The following is a 25,906-nucleotide window of genomic DNA, read 5'->3' on the forward strand; positions in this document are numbered from 1 at the left end:
GACGATTAGTGGTGGTGGGTAATCGCCACCACCATGAGTTGTAGTTGCGACTGACTAACCACGTCCCTATCTCTATTCACCGACTTTGATAGCCCTGTATGGTGAGACATCAACAGACCATGCAAACTATTAAATAAATACAGCAATTGATCGGGTAGTTTCTCTGTTGCAACCGCCCTGCCTTCTTGCAAGCGAACCAACAGCAGTCTGGCCAAAGCAACTACTCGTAAAATCTGAAACTGTAATAATCTGGCGATGTCAGCCAGTGGTGTTCTCAAAAATGCCCGGTGCCAAAAAGGACGTCGCATAATAAACACATATAGATTAAAGCGGGCATTTACAAAAGCTAAATACGCACTTAATACATCCAATAATGAATGATGGGCAGGATTTTTTAATAGCTCGGCTAGTTCGCGATAATATCGCAAGCAGACAAACAGCATTACTTCGTCTTTTGACTGAAAGCATTTATAGACATTGCCTACAGACATATCTACACGCCTTGCCAAGTCCATCATGGTGAGGTCTTCAGAAGTAGACCTCAACATTTCTTGCCAAGCCGCCTCTAAAATATTCTGACGAAATAACACCATATTGCGCTTTGGTCGAACCATCTAACAGCACACTCCCTGATGAAATACCACTTAGATCATTGATAGAAAACAACGAAAGCACTACATTACGTCAATCTACTTTGGTCTACTGCAAAAATCACTTACAATCGACCGTTAGTCTTAGATTTTAAGGGATTTTATGATGGCAGCAACCGGGTTTGCGATACTCGCCTATCTAATTGGATCAATTTCTTTTGCGATTATCACCAGCAAATTATTTAAACTACCCGACCCACGCTCCTTTGGATCTAAAAACCCCGGCGCCACCAATATGCTGCGCACAGGGAATAAAACCGCTGCAGCGTTAACTCTGCTAGGGGATGCAGCAAAAGGCTGGTTAGCAGTGTTTATTGCTCAATCTTTTGCAGCCAGCTATCAATTAAATGACGAAGCAATCGCCACAGTCATTCTCGCCACTATTTTAGGACATATGTGGCCAGTCTTCTTTAACTTTTATGGTGGTAAGGGTGTTGCTACTGCTTTAGGCATTTTAATCGCCGTGAATCCACCCCTAGGACTCAGTTGCTTAGGTGTCTGGCTAGTTGTACTTAAAGTCAGTAAGATATCCTCTCTATCTGCGCTTAGTGCAGCCATTTGCGCCCCTATTTTTACCTATATCGCCATCGGTAACAAACCTCAACTTTATGCAATTGTTGCAGTTTCTTGCCTACTTATTTATCGCCACAAACGAAACATTAAAGATCTGCTTAAAGGCAGCGAAAGCAAAGTCAGCAAGACATAATCCATCAATGTTCAAATAAAAAAGCGCGAATAAATCGCGCTTTTTTATTTCCTAGATAAACTCAGTCAGGCCACCGCCATTATTTATCTTTTTTAGCGGGGTCATCAGGCAAATCTAGAGACAAATCTAAGTCAATATTCGAATAATCAATCTGCTCAGCAAATACGTCATTTTCTGCATCTACATCAGCCTCTTTTACTTGAGGCGCTAAAGAGATGCCACTAAACTCAAATTCAAGCGCATCCTGAGGGGCTGGTGTTAATTCTACTGCCTCAGGGGTTAGCTCTACAGGGCTATTCGGGGCGCTAGTTTCTGGCAGTAATACCGGCTCGAAAATGTCTAACACATCCCCATCTTCAACTACCTGACCTTTAGGAGACACGTCTTCTTGCGCATCATCCGTTAACCAAACAGATTCAAAAGGCAATTCATTTGTATCTACCTGTTTTGTTGCCAGCGGATCGGTATCTAACGACGCAGCTGTCAGTCCTTCACTGCCTTCATTACTCGCCAAGTCTAAGTCCAACGCAGCATCTAAAGCAGCAATATCATCTTCACTTTGCTTTTGATGCGCAGCAGATGCACGTAGTTCATTTTGCATATTTACCACTTGATCCCATAGCGGCAAACCGAATGCAATTTCTTTGAACTGAACCGCCAACGCATCAAACTCATCGACCATTTGATTTTGCTTGTATACATCAAACAGCATAATCCACAAATCTAGGTGGTATTGGTTTTTGTCGATCTCTTCTTTGAGCAGCGATACAGCATGATCGACCCAGCCGTGAGCCAAAAACACCTGTGCTTCCTCTACCGCCCAGCGCTCAGAATCCTCAACCAAAATACTACTAGAACGACTTACATCAGCGGTAAAGTCATTTGAAACATCTTCAACGGCTGGCTTACCAGTTGTTGCATAGTCTGAGTCTAAGGCATCCGCAGGTAGAATGAGGCTTTGAGCGCCAGTAAATCCATCGTCAGCAACTGGCGGCACATAATCATCAAAGGACCACTCATTAGACTGTTTACGCTGGCGATACACATAATAGCCACCACCAGCCACACCAATAAGCAGTAATCCACCAACCATCATCCACCAAAAGTCTGATGGTAATCCGATGTGCCAATTGGAGAATACAGATGTTTGCGAAGCGCTTTCTTCTGATGCGGGTGAGGTAGCGGCAACCACAGGTCGATTATTTCGAATCGCATCCATTTCTTGATGAACTTGCTTTAATTGTGTCTGCAAGTCAATCAGATAAGATAGCTGATCATCCGAATTAATTAACTGTAATTTTTGCTTTAAGGCTTCTTTTTCAGCAGGTGTTAAATTTTTAGTTGATGGTGCAAGCGAATAGGAAAGCTTTAATGAAAAATCATCATTGCCCGACTCTGCGGAAGACAACTCTAAACGATCTGTTGGCTGAACATTTTCTGGAGCGACATTTGCAGCAGAGGGAGCTGCAACCACAGGCTTAGAGACCGTTTGCGTAGGCGCGGGTTTAGGTGCCTGCGGTTTAATACGCTCTGCTGCTGTTTTTACTTTGACTAAATAAATTCTTCGCCCAGACTCCAACACCTCATTTGCATTAGCAACATCAGGGTATCTTGAAAGCATTTGCCGAACAAAGGCATCTTGAGCCGCTGGATCATTCGCATAGATGGCTGCTGCAATACTTTGAAATGTATCCCCATTACGAGCAACACGCAAACGGCCAGGAAAACGTTTATCGGTTGCTTTAACCGAAGGGGTAGCTAGCACTTTCGGCGCTTGAGCAGCCTCCACAACGGAAGGCGGATCTAGCAATATGGGATATTCACGACTAATCGTGCTAGTGCTATTACAATTTACCGAGATAGCCAAACGAACTAGTGGCTCATCGATCCGGTTACTCGTATGAATAACGATATTGCTGATATTTTTGTTTCGTTGAACCGTTAAGCTAGCTTGACGAATATAAGTAGAATCTTGCCGGCCCTCTTGTAAGAGACGGACACATGCAGCATCTAAAACTTCATCATCTTTTAGTTTGACGGGGATGACCGCAGAAAAGGGGTATCCCAGAGAAGACTTAACTTGGATATCTCCAAGTTGTAAAGCAACCACATCCGCGCTCGCAATTGCAGAAACAACAAATACGGCCAACCTCTTTAATAGAGATACCGTTGTCGTATTATTTGCCTTGGAAGCACGTTCAGTTGCCATTTACCCACAGATATAATTAATCAATGCTGCATTATTAGCGACAAATGCCAGTGATTCAATAGCATTGGTAATATAAATCGATAATTATTATCAAATTCACGCTACATCAGTTGCGTATTGCGATAATTTCGACCCAATAAAGCATTGAAGCACCATCCCTCTTTTCGTTTTCGCAATCTACTGACTAGAGAAGAATGAGAGTACGTTGAAAGAAAGACATTTCATCATTAGATATGACAAAAAGAGCCGAATGACGATATAAAGATAAAAAAAAAGCCCAGACAAATTGTCTGAGCATTTTTTATAGTTTGTTGGTGCCGGTTAGAGGAATCGAACCACTGACCTTCGCTTTACAAGAGCGCTGCTCTACCTGCTGAGCTAAACCGGCCTCAAATCAAACTAGAACGCTATTTTACTAATCTAAGGCCTGGTTGTAAAGTACTTTTTTCATCTTTTTTATTATTTTCTTCAAAATCTGCATTTGGTGTGTCATCGGTGTCATCCACCTCAAACATCATGCCCGTACCAGACTCTCTAGAATAGATCGCTTTAATTCTTGCAACAGGAATATACAACTCTTGCGCCACACCACCAAAGCGAGCCGAGAAAGAGATGCTATCGTTATCCATCATTAGACGTTGAACGGCACTAGCGCCAATATTGAGAACAATCTCACCCTCTTTGACAAACTGCATAGGAACACGAGTCTGAGCAGAGACTGCAACAACAATATGCGGCGTTTCGCCTTGGTCGCAACACCACTCATGCAAAGCACGAATAAAGTATGGAGTAGTTGATAGCATCTTCAATCCTAATTATTTTCTCATCGCTTTTTCAGATGCAGTTAGCGAGTCAATAAATGCCTGACGGCTAAACAAACGCTCGGCATACTTCAGCACTGGCGCAGCAGATTTTGGCAACTCAATACCATAATGCTCTAAACGCCATAGTAGTGGAGCAATTGCAACGTCTAGCATCGAGAACTCTTCACCTAACATAAATTTCTGTTTAGTGAAGATAGGCGCTAACAAAGAAAGTCCGTCACGAATAGATGCTTTCGATTTCTCCGCATCGCCCTCGCCCTTCTCTAAAGCTTCAACATGGACGAATAATTCTTTCTCAAAACGATACAAGAACAAACGTGCACGTGCGCGCATGATTGGATCAGCAGGCATTAATTGAGGATGAGGGAAACGCTCATCAATATACTCATTAATGATATTAGACTCATGCAAGATCAAATCGCGCTCAACCAAGACTGGTACTTGGTTGTATGGGTTCATCACTGCTAGATCTTCTGGCTTATTATGGATATCCACATCATTAATCTGAAAGTCCATGCCTTTTTCAAATAAAACGATACGGCAGCGGTGGCTAAATGGACATGTGGTTCCAGAATATAAAGTCATCATAATGAGATAGCTTTCGGAAAAGAACTAAAAAAACATTTTACCAAAAAGCGATAGGCAATATCCAGAACAAATTCACAAGCCATTGTTTTCAAACAGAAAAAAGCCGGTTTTACCGGCTTTTTTCTTTTTCACATTCAACTTAAATATCAGTGAACTTCTTTCCAGTAGTCACGTTTTAAGAAGTATACGAATGGCAATAGCAACACACCCAAGAAGAACAGGATCGCATAGCCCATCTGCTCACGCAGATTGCGATGAGGCTCGCCCATCCATACAAGGTAGTTTACTAGATCACCGACTTTCTGATCATAGTCTGCTGTGTTTGCTTTGCCATCTTTGCCAATACTAGTCAATAAGCCAGGTTTTACTAGCTCTAGCTTTTCTAGCACTTGCACTGTTTGGCCTTCAGCATTTTTTTCAGCCTTAAAGACTGCGTGCTGCTCGCCTTGTAGTTCCCACAACACATGTGGCATACCTACCTTATCGAACACGACGTTGTTCCAGCCCGTAGGACGAGAAGAGTCGCGGTAGAAACTACGCAAGTAGGTGTACAACCAATCAGCACCACGCGCACGAGCAATAACAGATAAATCTGGTGGCGTTGCACCAAAGAAACCTTTACCGTCCTTTGGGTTCATTGCCACTTTCATTTGATCAGTTACTTTCTCGCCAGCAAACAACATATTATCTTTGATTTGCTGATCAGGAATACCAATCTCATTTAGACCGTTAAAACGCATTGCTTGTGCAGAGTGGCAAGACAAACAGTAGTTAACAAATGTCTGTGCACCACGTTGCAACGATACGTTGTCACGCGTATTAACTTCGAACTTGTCTAGCGCAGGACCACCTTCATTTGCCATTGCAAATAGTGGTGTCAGGCAAGCAATCGCAAGCAGTTTTTTAGTTATCGACTTGAATTTCATGACTGATTCCATCCCTTACATAGTCACACGACTTGGCACTGGCTTCACCTTGTCAATCTTGGTATAGAAAGGCATTAGGTAGAAGAAGGCAAAGTAGATCACGCTATAGATACGAGCCAATACAGTACGCTCTGGAGTTGATGGCAATACACCCAAGTAGCCTAAGCCACAGAATGCAACCACAAACAATGCCAAGGCAATTTTCCAAATCGCACCACGGTAGCGAATTGACTTCACTGGACTACGATCTAGCCATGGAAGCAGCGCAAAAGACACAACCGCCAAGCCCATTAGAGCAACGCCAGGGAATTGAGAACCAAACAATGGAGGCACTGCGCGCAAGATTGCATAGAATGGGGTGAAATACCAAACTGGAGCAATATGTGGAGGTGTCTTCAATGGGTCTGCAGGGAAGAAGTTGTTGTCTTCCAGGAAGTATCCACCGCCTGTAGGGAAGAAGAACACAATCGCAGAGAACACAACCAAGAACACCACAACGCCATAAATATCTTTGATGGTGTAGTAAGGGTGGCTGTAGATTGCATCTAGATACAAACCAGTTTTTGGATCTTTAGGTTGTTTCTTCACTTCAACGCCATCTGGGTTGTTAGAACCCACTTCGTGAAGCGCCATTAAGTGAGCAGCAACTAAGCCGATCAACACAAGCGGCAATGCAATTACGTGAAGCGCAAAGAAACGGTTCAAGGTAACGTCAGAAACAACGTAATCACCACGAATCCAGATTGCTAGGTCAGGACCAATGAATGGCACAGAACCGAACAAGTTAACAATCACCTGAGCGCCCCAGAATGACATCTGTCCCCATGGCAATAGGTAGCCCATGAAAGCCTCACCCATCAACGCCAAGAAGATCATCACACCGAAGATCCAGATTAATTCGCGCGGTGCTTTGTATGAACCATACAAAAGACCACGGAACATATGCAAATAAACCACAACAAAGAACATCGATGCGCCAGTTGAGTGCATATAGCGAATAATCCATCCGCCCGGCACGTCACGCATGATGTATTCCACTGCATAGAATGCAGTTTGCGCATCTGGCTTGTAGTTCATGGTCAAGAAGATACCGGTTACGATCTGAATAACCAGCACCAATGCAGCCAATGAACCAAAGTAATACCAGAAGTTGAAGTTTTTAGGCGCAGCGTATTTACCCCACTGCTCTTCCCACATTTTTGTTAGCGGGAAACGTGCGTTCACCCAGCCTAACAACGCTTCAGCTTTGTTATTGTTCGACATTTAAATTAAGCTCCCTTACCGTCATCGCCAACTAGCAAGGTAGAGCCAGATAGCTTGTATGGTGGAATTTCAAGGTTGATTGGTGCAGGAGAACCTGAGAACACTCGACCAGCCAAGTCAAAGCGAGAGCCGTGACATGGACACAAGAAACCGCCCTGCCAATCTGCGCCTAAATCAGCTGGGCCGATTTCTTTACGCAAGGTTGGTGAACAGCCCAAGTGCGTACAGACACCTAATGCAACGAAGATCTCTGGTTTAACAGAGCGAAGCTCATTCTTTGCATAATCTGGCTGCTGAGGTTGCTCAGACTTTGGATCTGTCAACTTTGCATCCAATGTAGGCAGTGCTGCCAACATTTCTGGTGTGCGATTAAGCACCCATACAGGTTTACCACGCCATTCAACTACCAGCAATTGACCCGGTTCGATCTTACTGATATCTACTTCCACAGGTGCACCAGCAGCTTTTGCTCGTGCACTAGGGAACCAACTGGCCACAAAAGGGGTCGCAACCCCAGCTACCGCAGCTCCACCCAGCACACCTGATGCGGTGAGTAGGAACCGGCGTTTTCCACTATCAACTACTTGATTGCTCATCGCTCGTTATCCCGCCATGATCTAAAACTTTTCTATTCTAACGCAAAGCAGAGGCCTTATTAAACCTCTGTCGACCATTTTTGCGACAATTTGTCACAAAGTTAATCAATCTCTGCTGCTTTTTCCTGAAACAGGCACCCCTGAACGTAATGCACGAATCGCATCGTTTACGTTATAAACGATAATTCGGCCTGGGCAGAAAAAGTCATCATACAAAACATTCAACTGTCTGTTGATGGCCCACTTCTTAAAAAACACCCACTGATTATTTCTTGGTTCTCGCCATGTTTTACTGCGATCATCACCAATCGCATACAATTTTTGTTCTCGAGTAGAACAGCGCATACCTTCCCGAGTAACGTTTACCGCTCCATTTTCGCTGACAACTTTTAGCGTGTAATGCATCACGCCATCTTTTGTCCCCTCCAAACTTTTTGCATCAATGTAAAAAGTATTGGTAGTCGCTGAGGTCACAAAAAAAGGAAGCCACTCACCTGCCTCTGGATACGCAGGCAATGTACTTTTCACTTCTTCCCAAGGGACGTCATCTGGTTGCTCTAAATCAGCCTCATCTTCAGCATGCAAAGACAAGATGGTGCATGCCGCCAATAATGAAAAGATCCAACGTTTCCAAGCCAACCGCATGCACAACTCCTTCATTAGACGTTGAACAAGAAGTTCATTACGTCACCATCATTAACGATATATTCTTTGCCTTCTGCACGCATTTTTCCGGCTTCTTTAGCGCCTTGCTCACCTTTGAAAGTGATAAAGTCATTAAAACTAATGGTTTGCGCACGGATAAAGCCACGCTCGAAATCGGTATGAATCACACCAGCCGCTTGTGGTGCGGTATCGCCAATTCGAATCGTCCAGGCTCTAACTTCTTTTACACCAGCAGTGAAATAGGTTTGTAGCCCAAGCAACTGGTACGCTGCACGGATCAAGCGATTTAAACCAGGCTCTTCTAGACCTAGCTCCGCCAAGAAGTCGGCTTTATCGGCATCCTCTAGCTCGGCAATGTCTGCCTCAATGGCGGCACAAACAGCAACCACTGGTGCACCTTCTGACTTAGCAAGCTCAGCCACACGGTCTAGTAGCGGGTTATTTTTGAAACCATCTTCAGCCACGTTTGCAACGTACATCGCTGGTTTAATCGTTAACAGGCATAGCGGTTTGATGAGTAATTTTTCTTCATCAGATAGACCGGCCGAACGCGCTGGTTTACCTTCATTTAAATGCGGCAGTAGTTTTTCAAGGATTGCGACTAACTTTTGCGCATCTTTGTCACCTGACTTTGCTTTTTTGGCATCGCGGTGGATCGTACGCTCCACAGCAGTCAAATCTGCTAGTGCTAGCTCCGTTAGAATAACTTCAATATCAGAGATGGGATCAACCTTACCTGCAACGTGAACAATGTTGTCGTCCTCGAAACAGCGCACCACGTTGACGATTGCATCGGTCTCACGAATATTGGCAAGAAACTGGTTACCCAATCCTTCACCTTTACTTGCACCAGCAACAAGACCTGCAATATCCACAAACTCAACAATTGCAGGCACAACGCGTTGTGGATTAATGATGGCAGATAATTGATCTAGACGAGGATCAGGAACTTCAACCACGCCAACGTTTGGCTCGATGGTACAGAACGGGTAGTTAGCCGCTTCGATGCCCGCTTTCGTTAACGCATTAAAAAGAGTGGATTTACCTACGTTTGGCAGGCCAACAATACCGCATTTCAGACTCATAATTAAACCTATACTGAGATCAGATTAGTTTTCTAAACTTGCTATCTGACAGTTCATCATCACCCATTGTGGGGCGGAGATTTTTCAAATAGCGAGATTGTACACTGCCGAGATTAGGAACCCCAAAAAAAAATGGCGAGAACTCTCGCCATTTTTAGTTTTTTACGCAATCAATTAGATGAGAAAAACCTGCTAATTACGCTGACGTTCTCATTTTTTCACTGCGCCCACGCAACCACTCTAGCGTTAACAGCATCACCACTGAGAAAGCGATCAAGATCGTCGCTACGGCAGCAATCGCTGGGCTAATGTTCTCGCGGATACCGCCAAACATTTGGCGTGGTAGCGTTACTTGTTGTGGTCCGGCCAAGAATAACGTCACCACCACTTCATCAAACGAGGTAGCAAAGGCAAATAGCGCGCCAGAAATCACCCCCGGTGCAATTAGCGGCAATGTCACCTTAAAGAAGGTAGTTAAGGGATCTGCACCTAGGCTTGCCGCAGCTCTCGTCAAGTTTCGATTAAAACTTTGCAAGGTTGCAGTTACCGTAATAATCACAAATGGAACACCTAGAGCAGCATGAACCAAAATCAGTGATAGGTAGCTATTAGACATACCTAGTGGAGCAAAGAACAAATAAGTTGCCACACCCACAATCACTACCGGCACTACCATTGGTGAAATCAGGATACTCATTAATAGTGACTTACCGCGGAACTCTGCACGAGTCAAACCGACAGATGCCATTGTTCCCAATACCATGGCAACAAACGTTGCCGCTGGTGCAATGATCAAACTATTTTTTAGAGAGCGCATCCATTCGGCCGAGTTAAAAAACTCGGCATACCAACGTAATGACACACCTTGCAGCGGATACACAAGGAATGAACCACCATTAAAAGATAATGGAACAATCACCAAGATTGGTAGTATTAAAAATAAAACAACTAGTGTACAAAGAACACGGAATCCCCAGTACCAAATCCGTTCAATCGGGGTTGCATAAGGCTGTAACATGTTGATTTCCTTTCTTAGCCCAGACGTAGACGGTTAGCACCAACCAACCAGCTATACACAATATATAGAATCAGCGTTGCACCGAATAACAAGCCACCTAGCGCTGTCGCCATACCCCAGTTAATGGTTGTATTGGTATAGAACGCAACAAAGTAACTCACCATTTGATCATTCGGGCTACCTAACAACGCTGGCGTAATGTAGTAACCAATCGACATGATGAACACTAGCAAACCACCTGCCGCAACACCTGCGACGGTTTGAGGAAAATAAACTTTCCAGAAAGCTGAGAATGGATGACTTCCCAATGAGATCGCTGCACGTAAGTACGTTGGCGAAATTCCTTTCATGACACTGTAAATAGGCAGAATCATGAATGGCATTAAGATATGTACCATGGAGATGTATACACCCACACGGTTAAATACCAACTGAAGTGGTTGATCAATAATACCCAAAGAGATTAGGAATGAGTTGATCAGACCGCCAGACTGTAGCAACACGATCCAAGCGGCAACACGCACTAGTACAGATGTCCAGAATGGTAACAGTACGCAAATCATCAACAAGTTAGATTTGCGTGTTGGTAGCGTTGCCAATAAGTACGCCACTGGATATGAGAATACTAGACACAAAATCGTTACCACAAAGCTCATCCACAAGGTACGAGCAAATACATCTAGGTAAATCGCTTGTTCTGGCTCTGCTTTTACAATCTGTCCTTGCTCATCAACTTTATGATCAAGAGACGCTAACAGATAGTAAGAGGTGTAAGGCGAGGCATTACGACGAATTACTTGCCAGTAAGACGGATCGCCCCAACGCTCATCTAGCTCTAGCAATGCCGCTTTCACAGAAGCTGGCTTAGGATCTAGCGGTAATGCACGAGCCGTTTTGTTTACCAAACTGCGATAGCCAGGTAATTCAGTATTTAGACGCTTGCCTAGATCACCCATGGTTTGGTTATCGTAAGCAATTTGAAGATCTGCAATCAATGACGCATAGACATTTTCAGCAGGTAACCCCTTGCCATCCCAAGCAGAAATTGCTGCCGATGTCTTTGGCAAAGCATCATGTACTTCAGGATTGTCTACACTCTTTTTAAGCATGGCCACGAGTGGCATGACAAAAACGAGCACTAAAAAGATTGCTAGCGGTGCAATCAGTGCCAGTGACTTAAAACGGTTTAAACGCTCAGCACGATGCAGCTGAGTTTTTAAAGGTACGCCGTCTACGGTAAGAATGGGTGCGTTTTGCGCAGCATTCGTTGTCATCATTGAATCTCCAATGCGTTTTGAAATTTACTTCGCAGCAACCCAGCTGCTAAAACGCTTTTCCAGCTTATCGCCGTAAAGAGCCCAGAACACTACATCGAGTGAAATGCCCTGAACCATGTTGGCAGGCGAAGTGGGCAAATCCGCCTGAAACTTACTTTTCACTTTCGGAATGGCATCATAAAGCGTTGGACCATAACTCATTGCTTCTGCAAATACCGCTTGGCGCTCAGGCTTTAGTGCCGATTCCAAGAACTTCAGCGCAGCTTCACGATTTGGACTACCTTTGACAATTGCCCAGCTGTCGAAATCGTAAATAGAGTCATGCCAAACGGCTTGGATAGGCACACCCTTTTGCTTTGCTAACGCAACGCGTCCGCTATATGCAGTTGATGCACTTACTTGACCTGCCTGCAACCATTGTTGCGGCTGATCGCCAGCTTCCCACCAAACAATATTTGGTTTTAGTTGCTGTAGTTTTCTAAAGGCCCGGTCCACGCCATCAGCCGTAGAGAGCACTTCATAAATTTGATTTGGCTTTACGCCATCGGCAAGCAAGGCAAATTCAAGGTTATATTTCGCCCCTTTACGCATACCACGCTTACCTGGAAACTTTTTCACATCCCAGAACTGAGCCCAGTCTTTCGGCGTATTCGCGCCATTTTTGACGGCAAGCACAGTAGACCAGACAAAAATAGCGGCTCCACAGCGGCTAACAGCACCAGGAACAAACTGAGTAGCGTTTCCTAGCTTTGTCCAACTAATTTTTTCAAAGACACCCGCTTCACAACCACGTAAAAGCTCAGGAGACTCTACCTCTACTAAATCCCAGCGAGGACTCCCGGTTTCGTGCGCCTGTTCAATTTGGCTGTAATCACCGTTATAACTAATTGCATCTACCTTAATTTTGGTAGCTGCCTGAAACGGGGTATAAAAAGCTTTAATCTGAGCCTGCTGGTTAGGGCCGCCAAACGAAACAATCGACAATGGTTCTGCAACCGCAGCATTAAGTAAGATGGAGCTTAGAATAAAACCACTTGTTGAAACTGCTTGCCGAAAACTCATTTAGAAAACCCTTCCAGAGAAAAAACCGCCCTCCCTTAGGAGGGCGGGATTGCAATCGCAATCAGAGGGGAAGCTTATTTAGAAGCCCATGCGTTAAAGCGTTGCTCTAAAGACTCGCCATAATCTGCCCAGAACACGGTATCAACGCCAACTGCGTTTTTGATGTTCTTAGGAGAGGTTGGCAAATCAGCAGCAACTGCTGGTGCTAACAAAGCCACGGCTTTCTTGTTAGAAGGACCGTAAGAGATGTTTTCAGAGTAAGTCTTCTGGTTAGCTGGTTGGCTCGCAAATCCGATGAATTTCAATGCATCTTCTTTGTTAGGTGTACCTTTTGGAATTGCCCAGTAGTCGAAGTCGTACAAGCTGCCTGCCCAAACCACTTTCAGGTTTTTACCTTCTTTAGCTGCAGCAGAAATACGGCCGTTATAAGCAGAGCTCATTACTACGTCGCCTGAAGCCAAGAATTGTGGAGGCTGAGCACCAGCTTCCCACCATTGGATGTTCGCTTTTAATTGGTCAAGCTTTTTGAATGCACGATCCACACCTTTTGGTGTAGCCAATACTTTGTATACGTCTTTTGGTGCAACGCCATCAGCCATCAAAGCGATTTCAAGGGTGTACTTAGCACCTTTACGAAGACCGCGTTTACCTGGGTACTTTTTCACATCCCAGAAGTCTTTCCATGAAGTAGGAGCAGCTTTTAGCTTGTCTGCGTTGTATGCCAAAGCAGTCGACCAAACAAACACACCTACTCCACATTGCTGAACAGCACCTGGTACGAAGTCTGCTTTGTTACCGATTTTTGAGTAGTCTAGTTTTTCGAATAGACCTTCATCACAACCACGTGCTAGTTCTGGAGATTCAACTTCAACCACATCCCAAGACACGCTTTTTGTATCGACCATGGCTTTGATTTTAGCCATTTCGCCGTTGTACTCAGAAGCTACAACATTGATGCCTTTTGCCTTGATTGGGCCGTAGTATGCTTTCTCTTGAGCAGTTTTGTTTGCACCACCGAAAGAAATCACGGTCAGATCTTTTGCAGAAGCTGACATTGCAACCATTGCTAATGTGGCAGCAATTACCACTGGCTTGATACTTACTTTACTCATTTACTCGCTCCTCGCTCTAAAAGGGTTGCGTTTGCAAAAAAAACAACTACTTCAGAAACCATCCAATTACAGTGGGTCTAGTGCTCTTGCGTGCTCTACAGACCAACCGATAGGAACTATGTCACCGACTTTCAGATTGTCATCTAGCTGAGCAATCGGCATCTTGACGATGAAATCAGGCTCTCCGCACACTTCCATGCGAATACGAACATGATCACCAAGATAGATAAATTCGCAGATACGTCCATTAAAACGGTTTGCACATGTTTCGCTATCTGCGTTGAACATAATGCGTTCTGGACGAATAGAAATAGAGACTGGCTGACCAACATCACCGACATTGATCTTATTGGCGTGAACGACTTCGCCATGGGTCAGGCGTACTTGGCAGCTTGATCCATCGACGCTTTGCAACACACCGCTTAAACGGTTGTTTTCGCCAATAAAGTTTGCAACAAATGAACTGGTAGGTGCTTCGTACAGAGCACGTGGACCATCAATCTGTTGGATATCACCGTTGTTAAACACAGCTACACGGTCAGACATTGTCAACGCTTCACTTTGATCATGGGTAACGTACACAACAGTTACACCCAACTTTTCGTGAATGTGTTTGATTTCCATCTGCATGTGTTCACGCAATTGCTTGTCTAGCGCGCCCAATGGCTCGTCCATCAGGACCAATTGAGGCTCAAACACTAGTGCGCGAGCTAGCGCTACACGCTGCTGCTGACCACCAGACATTTGCGCTGGGTAGCGATTAGCAAACTTTTCCAACTGAACCATTGCTAATGCTTTTTTAACTTTTTCATCGACTGTCGCTGCGTCTAGCTTACGAACCTTCAATGGGAAGGCTAAGTTTTCGCCAACAGTTAAATGAGGGAACAGCGCATAGTTCTGGAAAACCATACCGATGTTACGTTTGTGAGGCGGCACATTGTTCAGTGTCTTTTCACCTAAACGAATTTCACCAGCAGTTGGTGTTTCAAAACCTGCAAGCATCATCAAACTGGTGGTTTTACCGGAACCAGATGGGCCTAACAGAGTCAAAAACTCACCGCGGCGAATATCCAGATTTAAGCTTTTTACGATTAAGCTTTCGCCATCGTAACTTTTCTGAACATTGCGAAAACTGACAAGGATGTCTTTTGAAGTATCGGACATGATTGATCCATCCGGTTGATAATGGATCGTATGATGCGCTGATTACTGGATTTGCAATATCATCCAGCACGGATTTTTACCTAAGAATATAGCTGACGTACCTGTAGGATTTTCCCTACAGGGACAAGGGATTTACTTACTTGAATAATTGATTCTGCAGTGCATAACGCACCAATTCGGCATTAGAAGTCACGCCTAATTTTTGCATTAATCGTACCTTATGTGTGCTGACTGTTTTAGCACTAATGACCAGTTGCTCTGCGATATCATTTAGATGCGCGCCTTTAACCAACCGTTCAAACACCTGCAATTCTCGTTCAGATAACGATGCATGCGCAGGACGATCCCCTGATAAACCAACCTCAAATACCAAGCGATCGGCAAGATCTGGCTCAATATATCTTCCACCAGCCGCCACCTTACGAATTGCCGCCACCAACAATGCTGGGTCACTATCTTTCGTTGTATAGCCAGATGCGCCATTCTTTAATGCCCGTGCGGCAATTTGCGCTTCATTGTGCATGGAAAGCATCAAAATAGAAGGCGGCGTAGGCAAAGCCTTCACTTTGGGGATCAACTCTACCCCGTTACAATCCGGCATCGAGATATCTAACAATAAGACATCCGCCGCCAACTGCTTCACACGCTCCATCACCTCTTGGCCATTTGTCGCTTCACCGACAACCGTTAAATCGGGAGCAAGGCTAATCAATTGCTTTAAACCTTCTCGTACAATTTTATGATCATCTGCCACAATGACTTTAATCATGATGTGCGTACTTTCTCTTTCATTGGAACTTGAATAAGCAAAACAGTTCCGTGGTACAGACGAGAATCAATAGTGAATTCTCCGCCAATCATTTCAATACGTTCTCGTATGCCAATCAATCCAAAAGATCGCTCTTCTTTTGATTGGTGAATATCAAAACCTTTGCCATCATCTGCAATGGTAAGAATTAACACCTCATCACGCATGACGAGGTCAATCCTAACACTTCCTGCATCTGCATGCCTTGCAACATTCGTTAGTGCTTCTTGCACTACTCGAAATAATGCAGTCGATTCCATCTCGTCTAAAAATGGCACATCGTCTGCAATAGTCACGGCAACGGGCAATCCAAACCTTGCTTCAAAACGCCTTGCATACCAATCTAAAGCAGCCGCCAACCCTAAATCCAGCACTGGGGGGCGTAAGGCAGAAGCAACATCCCTCACCATCTTAATCGTTTGGTCGATTAACTTTTTCATCCCAGTTAAGCGCTCTTGAAGCGCTGGATGATTCGCTGCAAATGACAGTTCACAAAGCGAGGTTTCTAGCTTTAAAGCGGTTAGCACTTGCCCTAGTTCATCGTGTACTTCGCGTGCAATTTTCGCCTTCTCTTCCTCACGCACACTTTCTAAGTGAACTGACAATTCTCTTAATCGCTCGCCAGTAGCCAAAAGGGATAGTTCATTTTGTTTATTATTGGTGATATCCCATAAGATACCGTCCCACACAACCGTGCCGGATTCGAGACGACGAATTTCGGCTTTCAAGTCCACCCAGAAAACGGTCTGGTCTCGACGAATAATTCTGCCCTGCCAATGCCAATCGGCCAGGCGATCTCGCGCCATACGCCAACTTCGCTCAAATGAAGTTCGATCTTCATCGTGGATAAGCAATGAAAACTCTAAATCTTTATTTAGAATTTCCGCAGGAGCATAACCAAGCAATAAGCTACTGCCATCAGAGAGGTAGGTTAAGTTAACCTCTTCACTAATCAAGGATCTTTCCAACTGAAAAACCACACCAGGAACATTCGATGCAATCCCTTTAAATCGGGCTTCACTTTGCCTTAATGCCTTTTCAATCCGCAATCGCTCTGTAATGTCAGTCATGAAGCAAACAATATATTCGCTTTCTGCCCATGCCAAATAACTCGCGGTCACTTCAACGGCTACCCGTCCACCATTTCTTTTTTCCAACACCCCTTCAAATGTTGCCGATTGGCGTGAGCGTAGGTCGTGCCAAAAGTCCAACCAGCTATCCACCGTAAATTGCGGCATGACTTGTTGAAGTCTTAATCGGACTAACTCTAGCGAGGTATATTCAATAAGTTTGGCCGCAGCTTGGTTAGCATACTGAATTCGACCATCCCAATTAACTTGAAATACTCCAACGGTCGAATGATCTACTGTGAACTGCGTTTGAGATAGTTGAGAGGTCATTTGTTGACGCTCCCACAACTCATGTTCCAATTGGATTAATTGATCTTGCGTTTGCTTTCTTAATCGGCGATTCACATGTGTTAACCAGCCCATCCAGATGGCCAACATTAATAGGGCAGCAGAGACCGCGCCCCAGAACCAGCGACTATCCAGCAACTGCGGCTGAGGCGGCAACATCCAGCGATTGTAGAGCGATCGCATTTCATTGTCTGGAACAGAGGCAATCGCTTTATCCAGAATATGCGCCAACAATGGCCAATCTGAGCGAACGGCAATTCTAAAGAGCGAGTTATAACCACTCTCGCCTATTATTCTTAGTCTTGCATAGGCCGTTTGCCGAATTAACCAGGTACTTTTTGCCTGATCAAGCACCACCATATCAGCCTTGCCCTGCACAACGGCTAACGCGGCTTCACTTTCAGAGAGATAAGCTTGCTGGGGAAGAATCGGATAGTTTCGATTTAAAAAACCGGCCACCGGCGAATTAGCGACGACAGACAAGCGAACATCGTACAACTCTTCTAAAACCGCTTCCCCTCGGTAATCATTTCTAACAAGGAGCTTATTTGATAACCTTAAAAAAGGATCGGAAAAAATTGCATTTTTCAATGCTTCAGGCGTTTGCACCTTCGGCACAACAATATCTATTTGCCGTAGCCGGAAAGCCTCATCTAACTCAGTTGAACTTGCATACCAGATGGGTTGAAGTCGAACCCCCATCTGCTTTTGGAGTTGCACTAAAAAAGGGGGGATATAACCGACAACAGTACCGGTTCTAGGATCAATTTGTGTAAATGGCTCATTAGTGGATAAACCCACCCGAATAACCGGATGAGATTTAAACCACGCCATTTCCGCACTACTCCAACTCACCTGCGCAGCTGAAACAGGAAATTGCAACCCGATCAGGCAAAGTGAAAAGAAGACGCGAAAGAAAATAAACTTTTTAAAAGATGCGAGCATGTCAGGACAGAATTTTGCCATGAATGCCGAAGAAACACCTAACGTAAATCAAGCTCGCAACAAAAAAGCCCTGATCATTCAGGGCTTTTTAAATCGATTGTGTCGAATTTACCATTCACACCTTGGTTTATTCGACTTCATCCATCCAGTTTAATTGGATAGCTTCTAAGATTTTCTCACCACAATGGCTTTCATCATCTTCAAAACCAGGTAGTTCCATCACCCATTTCATTAGGTCTGTAAAACGAACAGTTTTCGGATCAATGTCTGGATGAGCCTCAGACAATTCGATAGCAATCTCTCTTGAATCTGTCCACTTCATTTCAATGACCCTCTTTAGCGTGGTTAAGGCTATATTTTGGAATTTCTACCACTAATGGTGTATTTGCCACTTTTGCTTGGCAACCAAGACGCGACTGCGCGGTTAATCCCCATGCACGATCCAACATATCATCTTCGTCTTCGCTTGTATCGTTCAAACTTGCGAATCCCTCACGAATAATGACATGGCAAGTCGTACAGGCACAGACTTGTCCGCAAGCATGATCAATATCAATATCGTGCTCGAGCAATGCATCACAAATACTCTGACCAGGCGTTGCCTCCACTTCAGCACCATTTGGGCAGATTTCATCATGCGGCAAAATTACTATTTTTGTCATTTCACTTATCCAATTTCAGACAGTTTCTGTCCTGCTAACGCTTTGCGAATACTAGCATCCATCCGTTTTGCAGCAAAATCATCCGTTACTTTTGATGCATTCGCCGTCATCTCTTTAATCTGCTTTTCATCGCGAGCAGATACAGCCTGTTTTAACAAACCCAATGCTTCGTTAATCATTGCAATTTCAGCATCGTTTAATAGCGCTGCACCATCCTCCGCAATCGCGGCTTCCGTTGCTTCTACTAAACGGTTTGCATCCACAATCAATTCTGACAGTCGACGCGCATCCATATCTTCTTTGGCATTTTCGATACTAGATTGCAGCATGTTGGCAATCTCTTCATCGGTTAGTCCATAAGATGGCTTCACGACCACGCTTGCTTCCACTTTACTGCCAACTTCCAAAGCACTAACAGACAGCAAGCCATCCGCATCCACTTGGAAGGTTACTCGAATTCTGGCCGCGCCGGCAGCCATTGGAGGAATTCCTTTTAAATCAAACGTAGCAAGCGAACGACAATCTGCCACCATCTCACGCTCACCTTGCAATACGTGAATGCGCATGGCGGTTTGGCCATCTTTATAGGTTGTAAACTCTTGCGCTCTTGCAGTAGGAATCGTGCTATTGCGAGGGATAATTTTTTCAACCAACCCGCCCATGGTTTCTAAACCAAGAGACAATGGAATGACATCTAACAACAACCATTCATCACCAGACTTATTACCCGCTAGCACGTTAGCTTGAATAGCAGCACCTAAAGCAACCACTTTATCTGGGTCTAGATTATTCAGTGGCGGTTTATTAAAGAATTTTGCAACGGCTTGTTGAACGTGCGGCATCCGGGTAGAGCCGCCAACCATCACCACACCATCGACTTCATCTGCTCGCACGCCAGCATCTTTCAATGCCTTACGTACAGGAAGCATGGTTTTATCGACTAAATGCTTGGTGATTTCAAAGTAGGTATCTTGCGTCAACGTCACTTGAATTGGCGTACCATCTTCAAGCACGGCGGCAACATGAGTGGAGATTGAATCAGTTAGCGCTTCTTTAGCTTCGCGCGCCTTCTGTAGCAATAAGCGACTATCTTTATGACCTAATTGAGATAGTCCCGCTTCATTTAACAACCAGCAATATATGCGATGATCAAAGTCATCCCCACCTAAGGCAGAGTCGCCACTCGTCGCAACCACTTCGAAGACCCCTCTGGTTAACTTCAAAATGGAAACATCGAATGTGCCACCACCTAGATCATAAACAACGAACAAGCCTTCAGAGCCATTATCCAGACCATATGCAATCGCAGCAGCCGTTGGCTCATTTAATAATCGAAGTACATTTAAACCCGCTAATTTAGCGGCATCTTTGGTTGCTTGGCGTTGTGCATCATCAAAATAAGCGGGTACAGTAATTACCGCCCCGACCAAATCGCCGTCAAGCGATGCTTCTGCACGTACTTTTAGCGCATTCAGTATGTCGGCAGAAACTTCAACCGGGCTTTTTTGACCCGCACGAAGGTTAAACTGAACCATGCCTGGTGCGTCGACAAATCTGTATGGCAAATGTTCGGTTGAAATATCTTTCAAACCTCGTCCCATAAAGCGCTTTACAGAGACTAATGTATCTTGCGGCTCTTTCGCTTGAAAAGCCTGAGCGCCATAACCAACAAGCGGCTTACCTTCTGCATCGTAGTACACAACAGATGGCAGCAAGGCTCTGCCTTGCTCATCTGGCAAGACCACAGGCATGCTACTTCTCACTGTAGCCACTAGAGAGTTCGTTGTTCCTAGATCAATTCCAACCGCCAAACGATGCTGATGTGGAGCAGCACTAAGGCCAGGTTCTGAAATTTGTAACAACGCCATAATCAAATAACCCTAGTAAAGATAACTAACTACATTTTGGTGACGAATATCAAATGGTTATTTACAACCACTTATCAATGAGAGGTGACTACATTTTTGCTACGTTTATACACACTCAACCACTTGTTGACTAGCTTATTAAGGTCAGCTCTTAGCAACTCTTAATCCATCATGAATATTGAATGTATGAATATTATTTGAAATACGAAGAATGACATCTATTCTGCAAGAAGATCAAAGCTCGAACTAATTTCCTCATCTAGCTTTTGAATGAAATGCAGTTTTCTTACAATCACAGCAGCACTTGCAAGGCTACTCTGATCGGCCAACGCCTCTTGTAACGCAAGAATCAACGCTCGATTTTCTTGACCTACCAAATCATTCAGGTCGTCTAAGTCACTCATCGACTTCGCAGCAACAGCAGACTCTAAAGACTCACGCCATTCCATTTGTTGCATCAGAAAATCCATTGGCATCTTGGTATTTGACTCTAGGCCAACATCCACACCATTTAGCTTTAATAGATATTGCGCGCGTGACAATGGTTTTTTGAGGGTTTGAAATGCTTCGTTCGCTGTTGCCGCCCATTGCATGGCAACACGACGCTCTGCATCTGATGCAACCGCAAATCGATCTGGATGAACTCTAGTTTGAACGTCTTTATATGCAGCCTCCAGTTGCTTTGCATCAATTTGGAATTGAATCGGCAACTGGAATAACTCAAAGAAATTAACTTCGGCAGACATTAGAAATTACACATTAAAGCTTTCGCCACAACCACAGGCGTTTTTCACATTCGGATTATTAAACTTGAACCCTTCGTTCAAGCCTTCTTTCACAAAATCCAATTCCGTGCCGTCTAGGTAGGTTAGGCTTTTTGGATCAATTAGCACCGTTACACCATGAGACAAGAACTCTAAATCACCTTCTTGTTTGTCATCTGCAAATTCCAACTTATACGCCAAACCTGAACAGCCAGAGGTTTTCACCCCTAAGCGTAGGCCAATGCCTTTACCACGTTTAGCAATAAAGTTTGCAACATGATTTGCCGCACTAACTGACAATGTCACTGCCATGATCTTTCCTTCCTCATTCCCTACCCGACACTACGTACACGATTAGTTATTACCGTGTTTTGCCTTGTAGTCTTCTACCGCTGCTTTAATTGCATCTTCAGCCAAAATAGAGCAGTGGATTTTCACTGGTGGCAACGCCAATTCTTCAGCAATCTGAGTATTTTTGATAGATAGCGCTTCGTCTAAAGACTTGCCTTTTACCCACTCAGTCACTAACGAACTAGAAGCAATCGCAGAACCACAACCGTATGTTTTGAACTTTGCGTCTTCAATCACACCTGCTTCGTTCACTTTAATCTGTAGCTTCATCACGTCACCACAGGCAGGCGCACCAACCATGCCGGTTCCAATAGAGTCATCGCCTTTGTCGAATGAACCAACATTGCGAGGGTTTTCGTAATGATCAATCACTTTATCTGAATATGCCATTTTACTTCTCCTTCACCCACCTCATTAACGATGAAGCGGCGTGACAAAACTGGTCAAAAAACTATATGGCAACAAAGTCACCACATAGGAGTCGTTAATTAATGAGCGGCCCACTGAACAGAGTTCAAGTCGATGCCATCTTTGAACATTTCCCACAATGGAGAAAGCTCACGCAATTTGCCAATTTTTTCATGAATCAATTGAACGGCAAAATCGACTTCTGCTTCGGTTGTAAATCGGCCAATCGTGAAACGAATAGAGCTATGCGCCAACTCATCAGAACGACCTAGCGCGCGTAAGACATAAGATGGCTCAAGACTTGCAGACGTACATGCCGAACCACTAGACACAGCCAAATCTTTTAACGCCATGATCAATGATTCACCTTCAACAAAGTTGAAGCTCACATTCAGGTTATGGGGAACACGTGCGTCCATGTCACCATTTAAGTGAACTTCTTCAATTGAAGAAACACCATTCCACAGGCGATCGCGCAACATGCGGATACGCTCATTTTCTGCAACCATATCTTCACGTGCAATGCGGAAAGCTTCACCCATACCAACGATCTGATGAGTAGCCAGCGTACCAGAACGCATACCGCGCTCATGACCACCACCGTGCATTTGTGCTTCGATACGAACACGTGGTTTACGACGCACATAGAGTGCACCAATGCCTTTTGGACCATAGGTTTTGTGAGCAGAGAAGCTCATCAAATCCACTTTCAGCGAAGCAAGATCGATCACGACCTTACCGGTGGCTTGTGCTGCATCTACGTGGAAAATAATGCCTTTTTCACGGCACAACTCACCAATTTCCGCAATTGGTTGAATCACACCAATTTCGTTATTCACAAACATCACAGACACAAGAATGGTGTCTGGACGAATGGTTGCTTTCAGTACATCCATATCCACTAGACCATTTTCTAATGGATTTAAGTAAGTCACTTCAAAGCCTTGGCGCTCTAATTCACGCATGGTATCAAGCACCGCTTTGTGCTCGGTTTTCATGGTGATTAAATGTTTACCTTTGGTTGAGTAAAAATGCGCCGCACCTTTAATTGCCAAATTGTTTGATTCGGTAGCACCAGAAGTCCAAACAATTTCTTTTGAATCTGCATTAACTAGCTTAGCCACTTCATTACGAGCATTCTCAACCGCTTCTTCGGCTTCCCATCCGAAAGCATGAGAACGGCTTGCCGGGTTACCAAACATTTCGGTCAGCCATGGAATCATCTGCTCAGCCACACGAGGATCGACTGGTGTCGTTGCAGAATAATCAAGATATACCGGCTTTTTACTCATAATTTAACGTGTCCTATTCAATCGTAAGCAAGTCATTCGTTACACTGCAGCGGCAGGTCGTTTATCTAGAATGACTTTGGTATCGTTACAGCTAGACTCCATTTTTTGGCGTTGCTGTTCAACTAATTCACCGAGTGTCACTGAAGCAAGAAATTGATAAATCGTTGCATTCAGGCTACTCCATAGTTCATGCGTCATGCACTGACGATCTTCTAAGCAGTTTTCTTTTCCGCCACATTGTGTTGCGTCAATTGGCTCATCCACTGCCATGATGATATCGGCAACTGAAACATCAGCAATTTCTCTAGCTAGGCAATAACCGCCACCAGGGCCGCGAATACTATCGACTAATTCAGCGCGGCGAAGCTTGCCGAACAGCTGCTCAAGATAAGAAAGAGAAATGTTCTGACGCTCGCTAATCGCAGCCAATGTGACAGGGCCGCAAGATGAGCGTAGCGCAAGATCTATCATTGCAGTTACTGCAAAACGACCTTTTGTTGTTAATCGCATCGGTCAGACCCCGTGAATGTAGCGGTTAATCGGATTAGTTAAAATTGTAAAATACCCGATTAAATTGGTCAACTAATCTTATTAACTTGCTAACCTTTATTTGCAAATCGATGACGCAGCACTTCGATCAGCATCGGTATAAATGAAACGGCAACAATCCCTAGCACCAAGACGGTAAAGTTTTTCTTCACCCAAGGTAGCCCACCAAAGAATACGCCTGCGTAAACGAGTGTAACCACCCATACCACAGCCCCGATAAATGAAAAGCTCAGAAAACGACGGTATGGCAACGCCCCTGCTCCAGCGGTAAATGGGACATAGGTACGGATAATGGGAACAAAACGAGCGGCGATAATTGTTTTTCCACCATGTTTTTCGAAAAAGGCATGCGTCCGATTGAGGTAGTCTTGTCTAAAAATTTTGGAGTTTGGATTGGAAAATAGTTTCATTCCCAATTTTCTACCCACCCAGTAGTTCACATTATCACCAAGTAAGGCCGCACAAATAAGTACCACACAAAGCAGAACGGGATTTAGTACACTGCCAACCGTCAACGCACCCGCGGCAAACAGCAGCGAATCACCCGGCAAAAAGGGTGCCACAATCAAACCCGTTTCACTAAAAACAATCAGCCCAAGAATGAAATACACCCACAACCCATATTGCGCAAATAGCGCTTGTAAATGCACGTCAATATGCAGGATGAAATCAACCAAAAACATAGAAATCTCGCTTTAAGATAGAAAAAAGGCAGCAATAAATTGCTGCCTATTCATTCGTTTTACTGAAGACCAATATTATGGTGTTGCGTGTTCTACTTCGGTCTTTTTAGGCTTTACAAAATCTTCGCGCTTTACGCCAAACATCAACAATAATGGCGATGCCACTAGCACTGAAGAGTAGATACCAAACAAAATACCGATAGTTAGCGCAAGTGCGAAGTTATGCAACACTTCCCCACCTAAGAACAGCATTGAAGTTACCATTAATTGAGTAGACAAGTGAGTCATGATGGTACGACTCATCGTTGAGGTAATCGCGTTATCGATAATTTCTGTAACGGATTTATTTCTCGCCTTGCGGAAGTTTTCACGAATACGGTCAAACACCACCACGGATTCGTTCACAGAGTAACCCAGCACCGCCAGCACAGCTGCCAATACCGTTAGGTTGAATTCCCACTGGAAGAACGCAAAACAACCCAAGATAATTATCACGTCGTGCATGTTGGCAATAATGGCTGAAACCGCAAACTTCCACTCAAAGCGCATCGCTAAATAAGCAATAATGCCAGCACATACCAAGCCAATCGCAATCAAACCACTGCTAACCAACTCTTGCCCAACCTGAGGGCCGACAAACTCCACTCGTTTTAAGGTTGCGCTCTGGTCTTTTACCTTCAATAGGCTAATGACCTGTTCACTTTGTTTTGCAGCATTCGCACTTTTTGACAGCGGTAAACGGATCATGACATCTTTAGATGTCCCGAAAGTTTGTACAGCCACTTCAGAGTAGCCTAGCTTTTGCACATCCTCACGAATCACATTTAGGTTAGGCGCTTTAGCATATTGAACTTCTAGTACCGTACCACCCGTAAAGTCCACACCAAAGTGTAGACCCCGAGTCACCAGAAAAAATACGGCTAGAACAAACGTCACCATCGAAATAAATGTGGTGAGTTTGCCATAACTCATAAAAGGTATATCTTTTTTGGGATGGAAGATTTCCATTTCA

General features: G+C 44.4%; 27 protein-coding genes and 1 tRNA gene. 1 reads left to right on the plus strand and 27 read right to left on the minus strand.

Annotated elements, in window-relative coordinates; genetic code table 11:
- Positions 1-5 precede the first annotated feature (5 nt).
- A complete protein-coding gene (locus LIN78_RS06470) occupies positions 6-614 on the minus strand; it encodes a TetR/AcrR family transcriptional regulator (protein ID WP_227179714.1) in 609 nt (202 codons plus the stop codon).
- 142 nt (positions 615-756) lie between these two features.
- Between LIN78_RS06470 and plsY the strand changes: the two genes are divergently transcribed.
- The gene (plsY, locus tag LIN78_RS06475) at positions 757-1,356 is read left to right on the plus strand and encodes a glycerol-3-phosphate 1-O-acyltransferase PlsY (protein ID WP_227180239.1); all 600 of its coding nucleotides are present in this window, start codon (positions 757-759) and stop codon (positions 1,354-1,356) included.
- A gap of 79 nt (positions 1,357-1,435) precedes the next feature.
- Here the strand turns inward: plsY and LIN78_RS06480 are convergent, their stop codons facing one another.
- The 26 genes from LIN78_RS06480 to secF all read right to left on the minus strand — a co-directional run bounded on the left by LIN78_RS06480 (position 1,436) and on the right by secF (position 25,902).
- Positions 1,436-3,565 (minus strand): type IV pilus assembly protein FimV, encoded by a 2,130-nt coding sequence (locus LIN78_RS06480; protein ID WP_227179716.1) that lies wholly within the window; start codon positions 3,563-3,565, stop codon positions 1,436-1,438.
- Between the two features lie 312 nt (positions 3,566-3,877).
- A tRNA-Thr gene (locus tag LIN78_RS06485) sits at positions 3,878-3,953 on the minus strand.
- A gap of 19 nt (positions 3,954-3,972) precedes the next feature.
- Positions 3,973-4,368 carry a ClpXP protease specificity-enhancing factor gene (locus tag LIN78_RS06490; RefSeq protein WP_227179719.1) on the minus strand — a complete coding sequence of 132 codons (396 nt, stop codon included), beginning with the start codon at positions 4,366-4,368 and terminating at the stop codon, positions 3,973-3,975.
- 12 nt (positions 4,369-4,380) lie between these two features.
- Entirely contained in the window at positions 4,381-4,977 is a 597-nt protein-coding gene (locus tag LIN78_RS06495) for a glutathione S-transferase N-terminal domain-containing protein (protein ID WP_227179721.1), read from the minus strand.
- Positions 4,978-5,123: 146 nt separating this feature from the next.
- Positions 5,124-5,903, minus strand: a complete 780-nt coding sequence (locus LIN78_RS06500) for a cytochrome c1 (RefSeq protein ID WP_227179723.1) — start codon at positions 5,901-5,903, stop codon at positions 5,124-5,126.
- 15 nt (positions 5,904-5,918) lie between these two features.
- Entirely contained in the window at positions 5,919-7,166 is a 1,248-nt protein-coding gene (locus tag LIN78_RS06505) for a cytochrome b (RefSeq protein ID WP_227179725.1), read from the minus strand.
- A 5-nt stretch (positions 7,167-7,171) separates the two neighbouring features.
- Positions 7,172-7,762 carry a ubiquinol-cytochrome c reductase iron-sulfur subunit gene (gene petA, locus LIN78_RS06510; protein WP_227179727.1) on the minus strand — a complete coding sequence of 197 codons (591 nt, stop codon included), beginning with the start codon at positions 7,760-7,762 and terminating at the stop codon, positions 7,172-7,174.
- Between the two features lie 105 nt (positions 7,763-7,867).
- Positions 7,868-8,407, minus strand: a complete 540-nt coding sequence (locus LIN78_RS06515) for a CNP1-like family protein (protein WP_227179730.1) — start codon at positions 8,405-8,407, stop codon at positions 7,868-7,870.
- A 14-nt stretch (positions 8,408-8,421) separates the two neighbouring features.
- The gene (gene ychF / locus LIN78_RS06520) at positions 8,422-9,513 is read right to left on the minus strand and encodes a redox-regulated ATPase YchF (RefSeq protein WP_227179732.1); all 1,092 of its coding nucleotides are present in this window, start codon (positions 9,511-9,513) and stop codon (positions 8,422-8,424) included.
- Positions 9,514-9,709: 196 nt separating this feature from the next.
- Positions 9,710-10,531, minus strand: coding sequence for an ABC transporter permease (locus LIN78_RS06525; RefSeq protein WP_227179735.1), 822 nt, complete (start codon positions 10,529-10,531; stop codon positions 9,710-9,712).
- Between the two features lie 14 nt (positions 10,532-10,545).
- Positions 10,546-11,808: an ABC transporter permease gene (locus LIN78_RS06530; RefSeq protein ID WP_227179737.1), complete on the minus strand. Its 1,263-nt coding sequence runs from the start codon at positions 11,806-11,808 to the stop codon at positions 10,546-10,548.
- 24 nt (positions 11,809-11,832) lie between these two features.
- Positions 11,833-12,870 carry an ABC transporter substrate-binding protein gene (locus LIN78_RS06535; RefSeq protein WP_227179740.1) on the minus strand — a complete coding sequence of 346 codons (1,038 nt, stop codon included), beginning with the start codon at positions 12,868-12,870 and terminating at the stop codon, positions 11,833-11,835.
- A gap of 74 nt (positions 12,871-12,944) precedes the next feature.
- Positions 12,945-13,982 (minus strand): ABC transporter substrate-binding protein, encoded by a 1,038-nt coding sequence (locus LIN78_RS06540; protein WP_227179742.1) that lies wholly within the window; start codon positions 13,980-13,982, stop codon positions 12,945-12,947.
- A gap of 66 nt (positions 13,983-14,048) precedes the next feature.
- Positions 14,049-15,146: an ABC transporter ATP-binding protein gene (locus tag LIN78_RS06545; protein ID WP_227179744.1), complete on the minus strand. Its 1,098-nt coding sequence runs from the start codon at positions 15,144-15,146 to the stop codon at positions 14,049-14,051.
- Between the two features lie 136 nt (positions 15,147-15,282).
- Positions 15,283-15,915: a response regulator transcription factor gene (locus tag LIN78_RS06550; protein WP_227179746.1), complete on the minus strand. Its 633-nt coding sequence runs from the start codon at positions 15,913-15,915 to the stop codon at positions 15,283-15,285.
- Positions 15,912-18,338, minus strand: coding sequence for a PAS domain-containing sensor histidine kinase (locus LIN78_RS06555; RefSeq protein WP_227179748.1), 2,427 nt, complete (start codon positions 18,336-18,338; stop codon positions 15,912-15,914). The genes LIN78_RS06550 and LIN78_RS06555 overlap by 4 nt, the downstream gene beginning before the upstream one ends.
- Positions 18,339-18,444: 106 nt before the next feature.
- Complete coding sequence (gene iscX, locus LIN78_RS06560) at positions 18,445-18,639, minus strand: Fe-S cluster assembly protein IscX (RefSeq protein WP_227179751.1); 195 nt, start codon at positions 18,637-18,639, stop codon at positions 18,445-18,447.
- Position 18,640: 1 nt separating this feature from the next.
- Positions 18,641-18,979, minus strand: coding sequence for an ISC system 2Fe-2S type ferredoxin (fdx, locus tag LIN78_RS06565; RefSeq protein WP_227179753.1), 339 nt, complete (start codon positions 18,977-18,979; stop codon positions 18,641-18,643).
- Positions 18,980-18,984: 5 nt separating this feature from the next.
- Positions 18,985-20,847, minus strand: coding sequence for a Fe-S protein assembly chaperone HscA (gene hscA / locus LIN78_RS06570; RefSeq protein ID WP_227179755.1), 1,863 nt, complete (start codon positions 20,845-20,847; stop codon positions 18,985-18,987).
- 218 nt (positions 20,848-21,065) lie between these two features.
- Entirely contained in the window at positions 21,066-21,593 is a 528-nt protein-coding gene (gene hscB / locus LIN78_RS06575; RefSeq protein WP_227179757.1) for a Fe-S protein assembly co-chaperone HscB, read from the minus strand.
- 6 nt (positions 21,594-21,599) lie between these two features.
- On the minus strand, positions 21,600-21,923 hold the full coding sequence (iscA, locus tag LIN78_RS06580) for an iron-sulfur cluster assembly protein IscA (RefSeq protein ID WP_227179759.1): 324 nt from the start codon (positions 21,921-21,923) through the stop codon (positions 21,600-21,602).
- A 42-nt stretch (positions 21,924-21,965) separates the two neighbouring features.
- Complete coding sequence (gene iscU / locus LIN78_RS06585; protein ID WP_227179761.1) at positions 21,966-22,352, minus strand: Fe-S cluster assembly scaffold IscU; 387 nt, start codon at positions 22,350-22,352, stop codon at positions 21,966-21,968.
- Positions 22,353-22,450: 98 nt separating this feature from the next.
- Positions 22,451-23,665 (minus strand): IscS subfamily cysteine desulfurase, encoded by a 1,215-nt coding sequence (locus tag LIN78_RS06590; RefSeq protein WP_227180240.1) that lies wholly within the window; start codon positions 23,663-23,665, stop codon positions 22,451-22,453.
- Positions 23,666-23,701: 36 nt separating this feature from the next.
- Complete coding sequence (gene iscR / locus LIN78_RS06595; RefSeq protein WP_227179763.1) at positions 23,702-24,172, minus strand: Fe-S cluster assembly transcriptional regulator IscR; 471 nt, start codon at positions 24,170-24,172, stop codon at positions 23,702-23,704.
- An 89-nt stretch (positions 24,173-24,261) separates the two neighbouring features.
- The gene (locus LIN78_RS06600) at positions 24,262-24,894 is read right to left on the minus strand and encodes a DedA family protein (RefSeq protein ID WP_264474532.1); all 633 of its coding nucleotides are present in this window, start codon (positions 24,892-24,894) and stop codon (positions 24,262-24,264) included.
- A gap of 75 nt (positions 24,895-24,969) precedes the next feature.
- Positions 24,970-25,902: a protein translocase subunit SecF gene (secF, locus tag LIN78_RS06605; RefSeq protein ID WP_227179766.1), complete on the minus strand. Its 933-nt coding sequence runs from the start codon at positions 25,900-25,902 to the stop codon at positions 24,970-24,972.
- Between the last annotated feature and the right edge of the window lie 4 nt (positions 25,903-25,906).

It is taken from the genome of Leeia speluncae (assembly GCF_020564625.1).
Classification (GTDB): domain Bacteria; phylum Pseudomonadota; class Gammaproteobacteria; order Burkholderiales; family Leeiaceae; genus Leeia; species Leeia speluncae.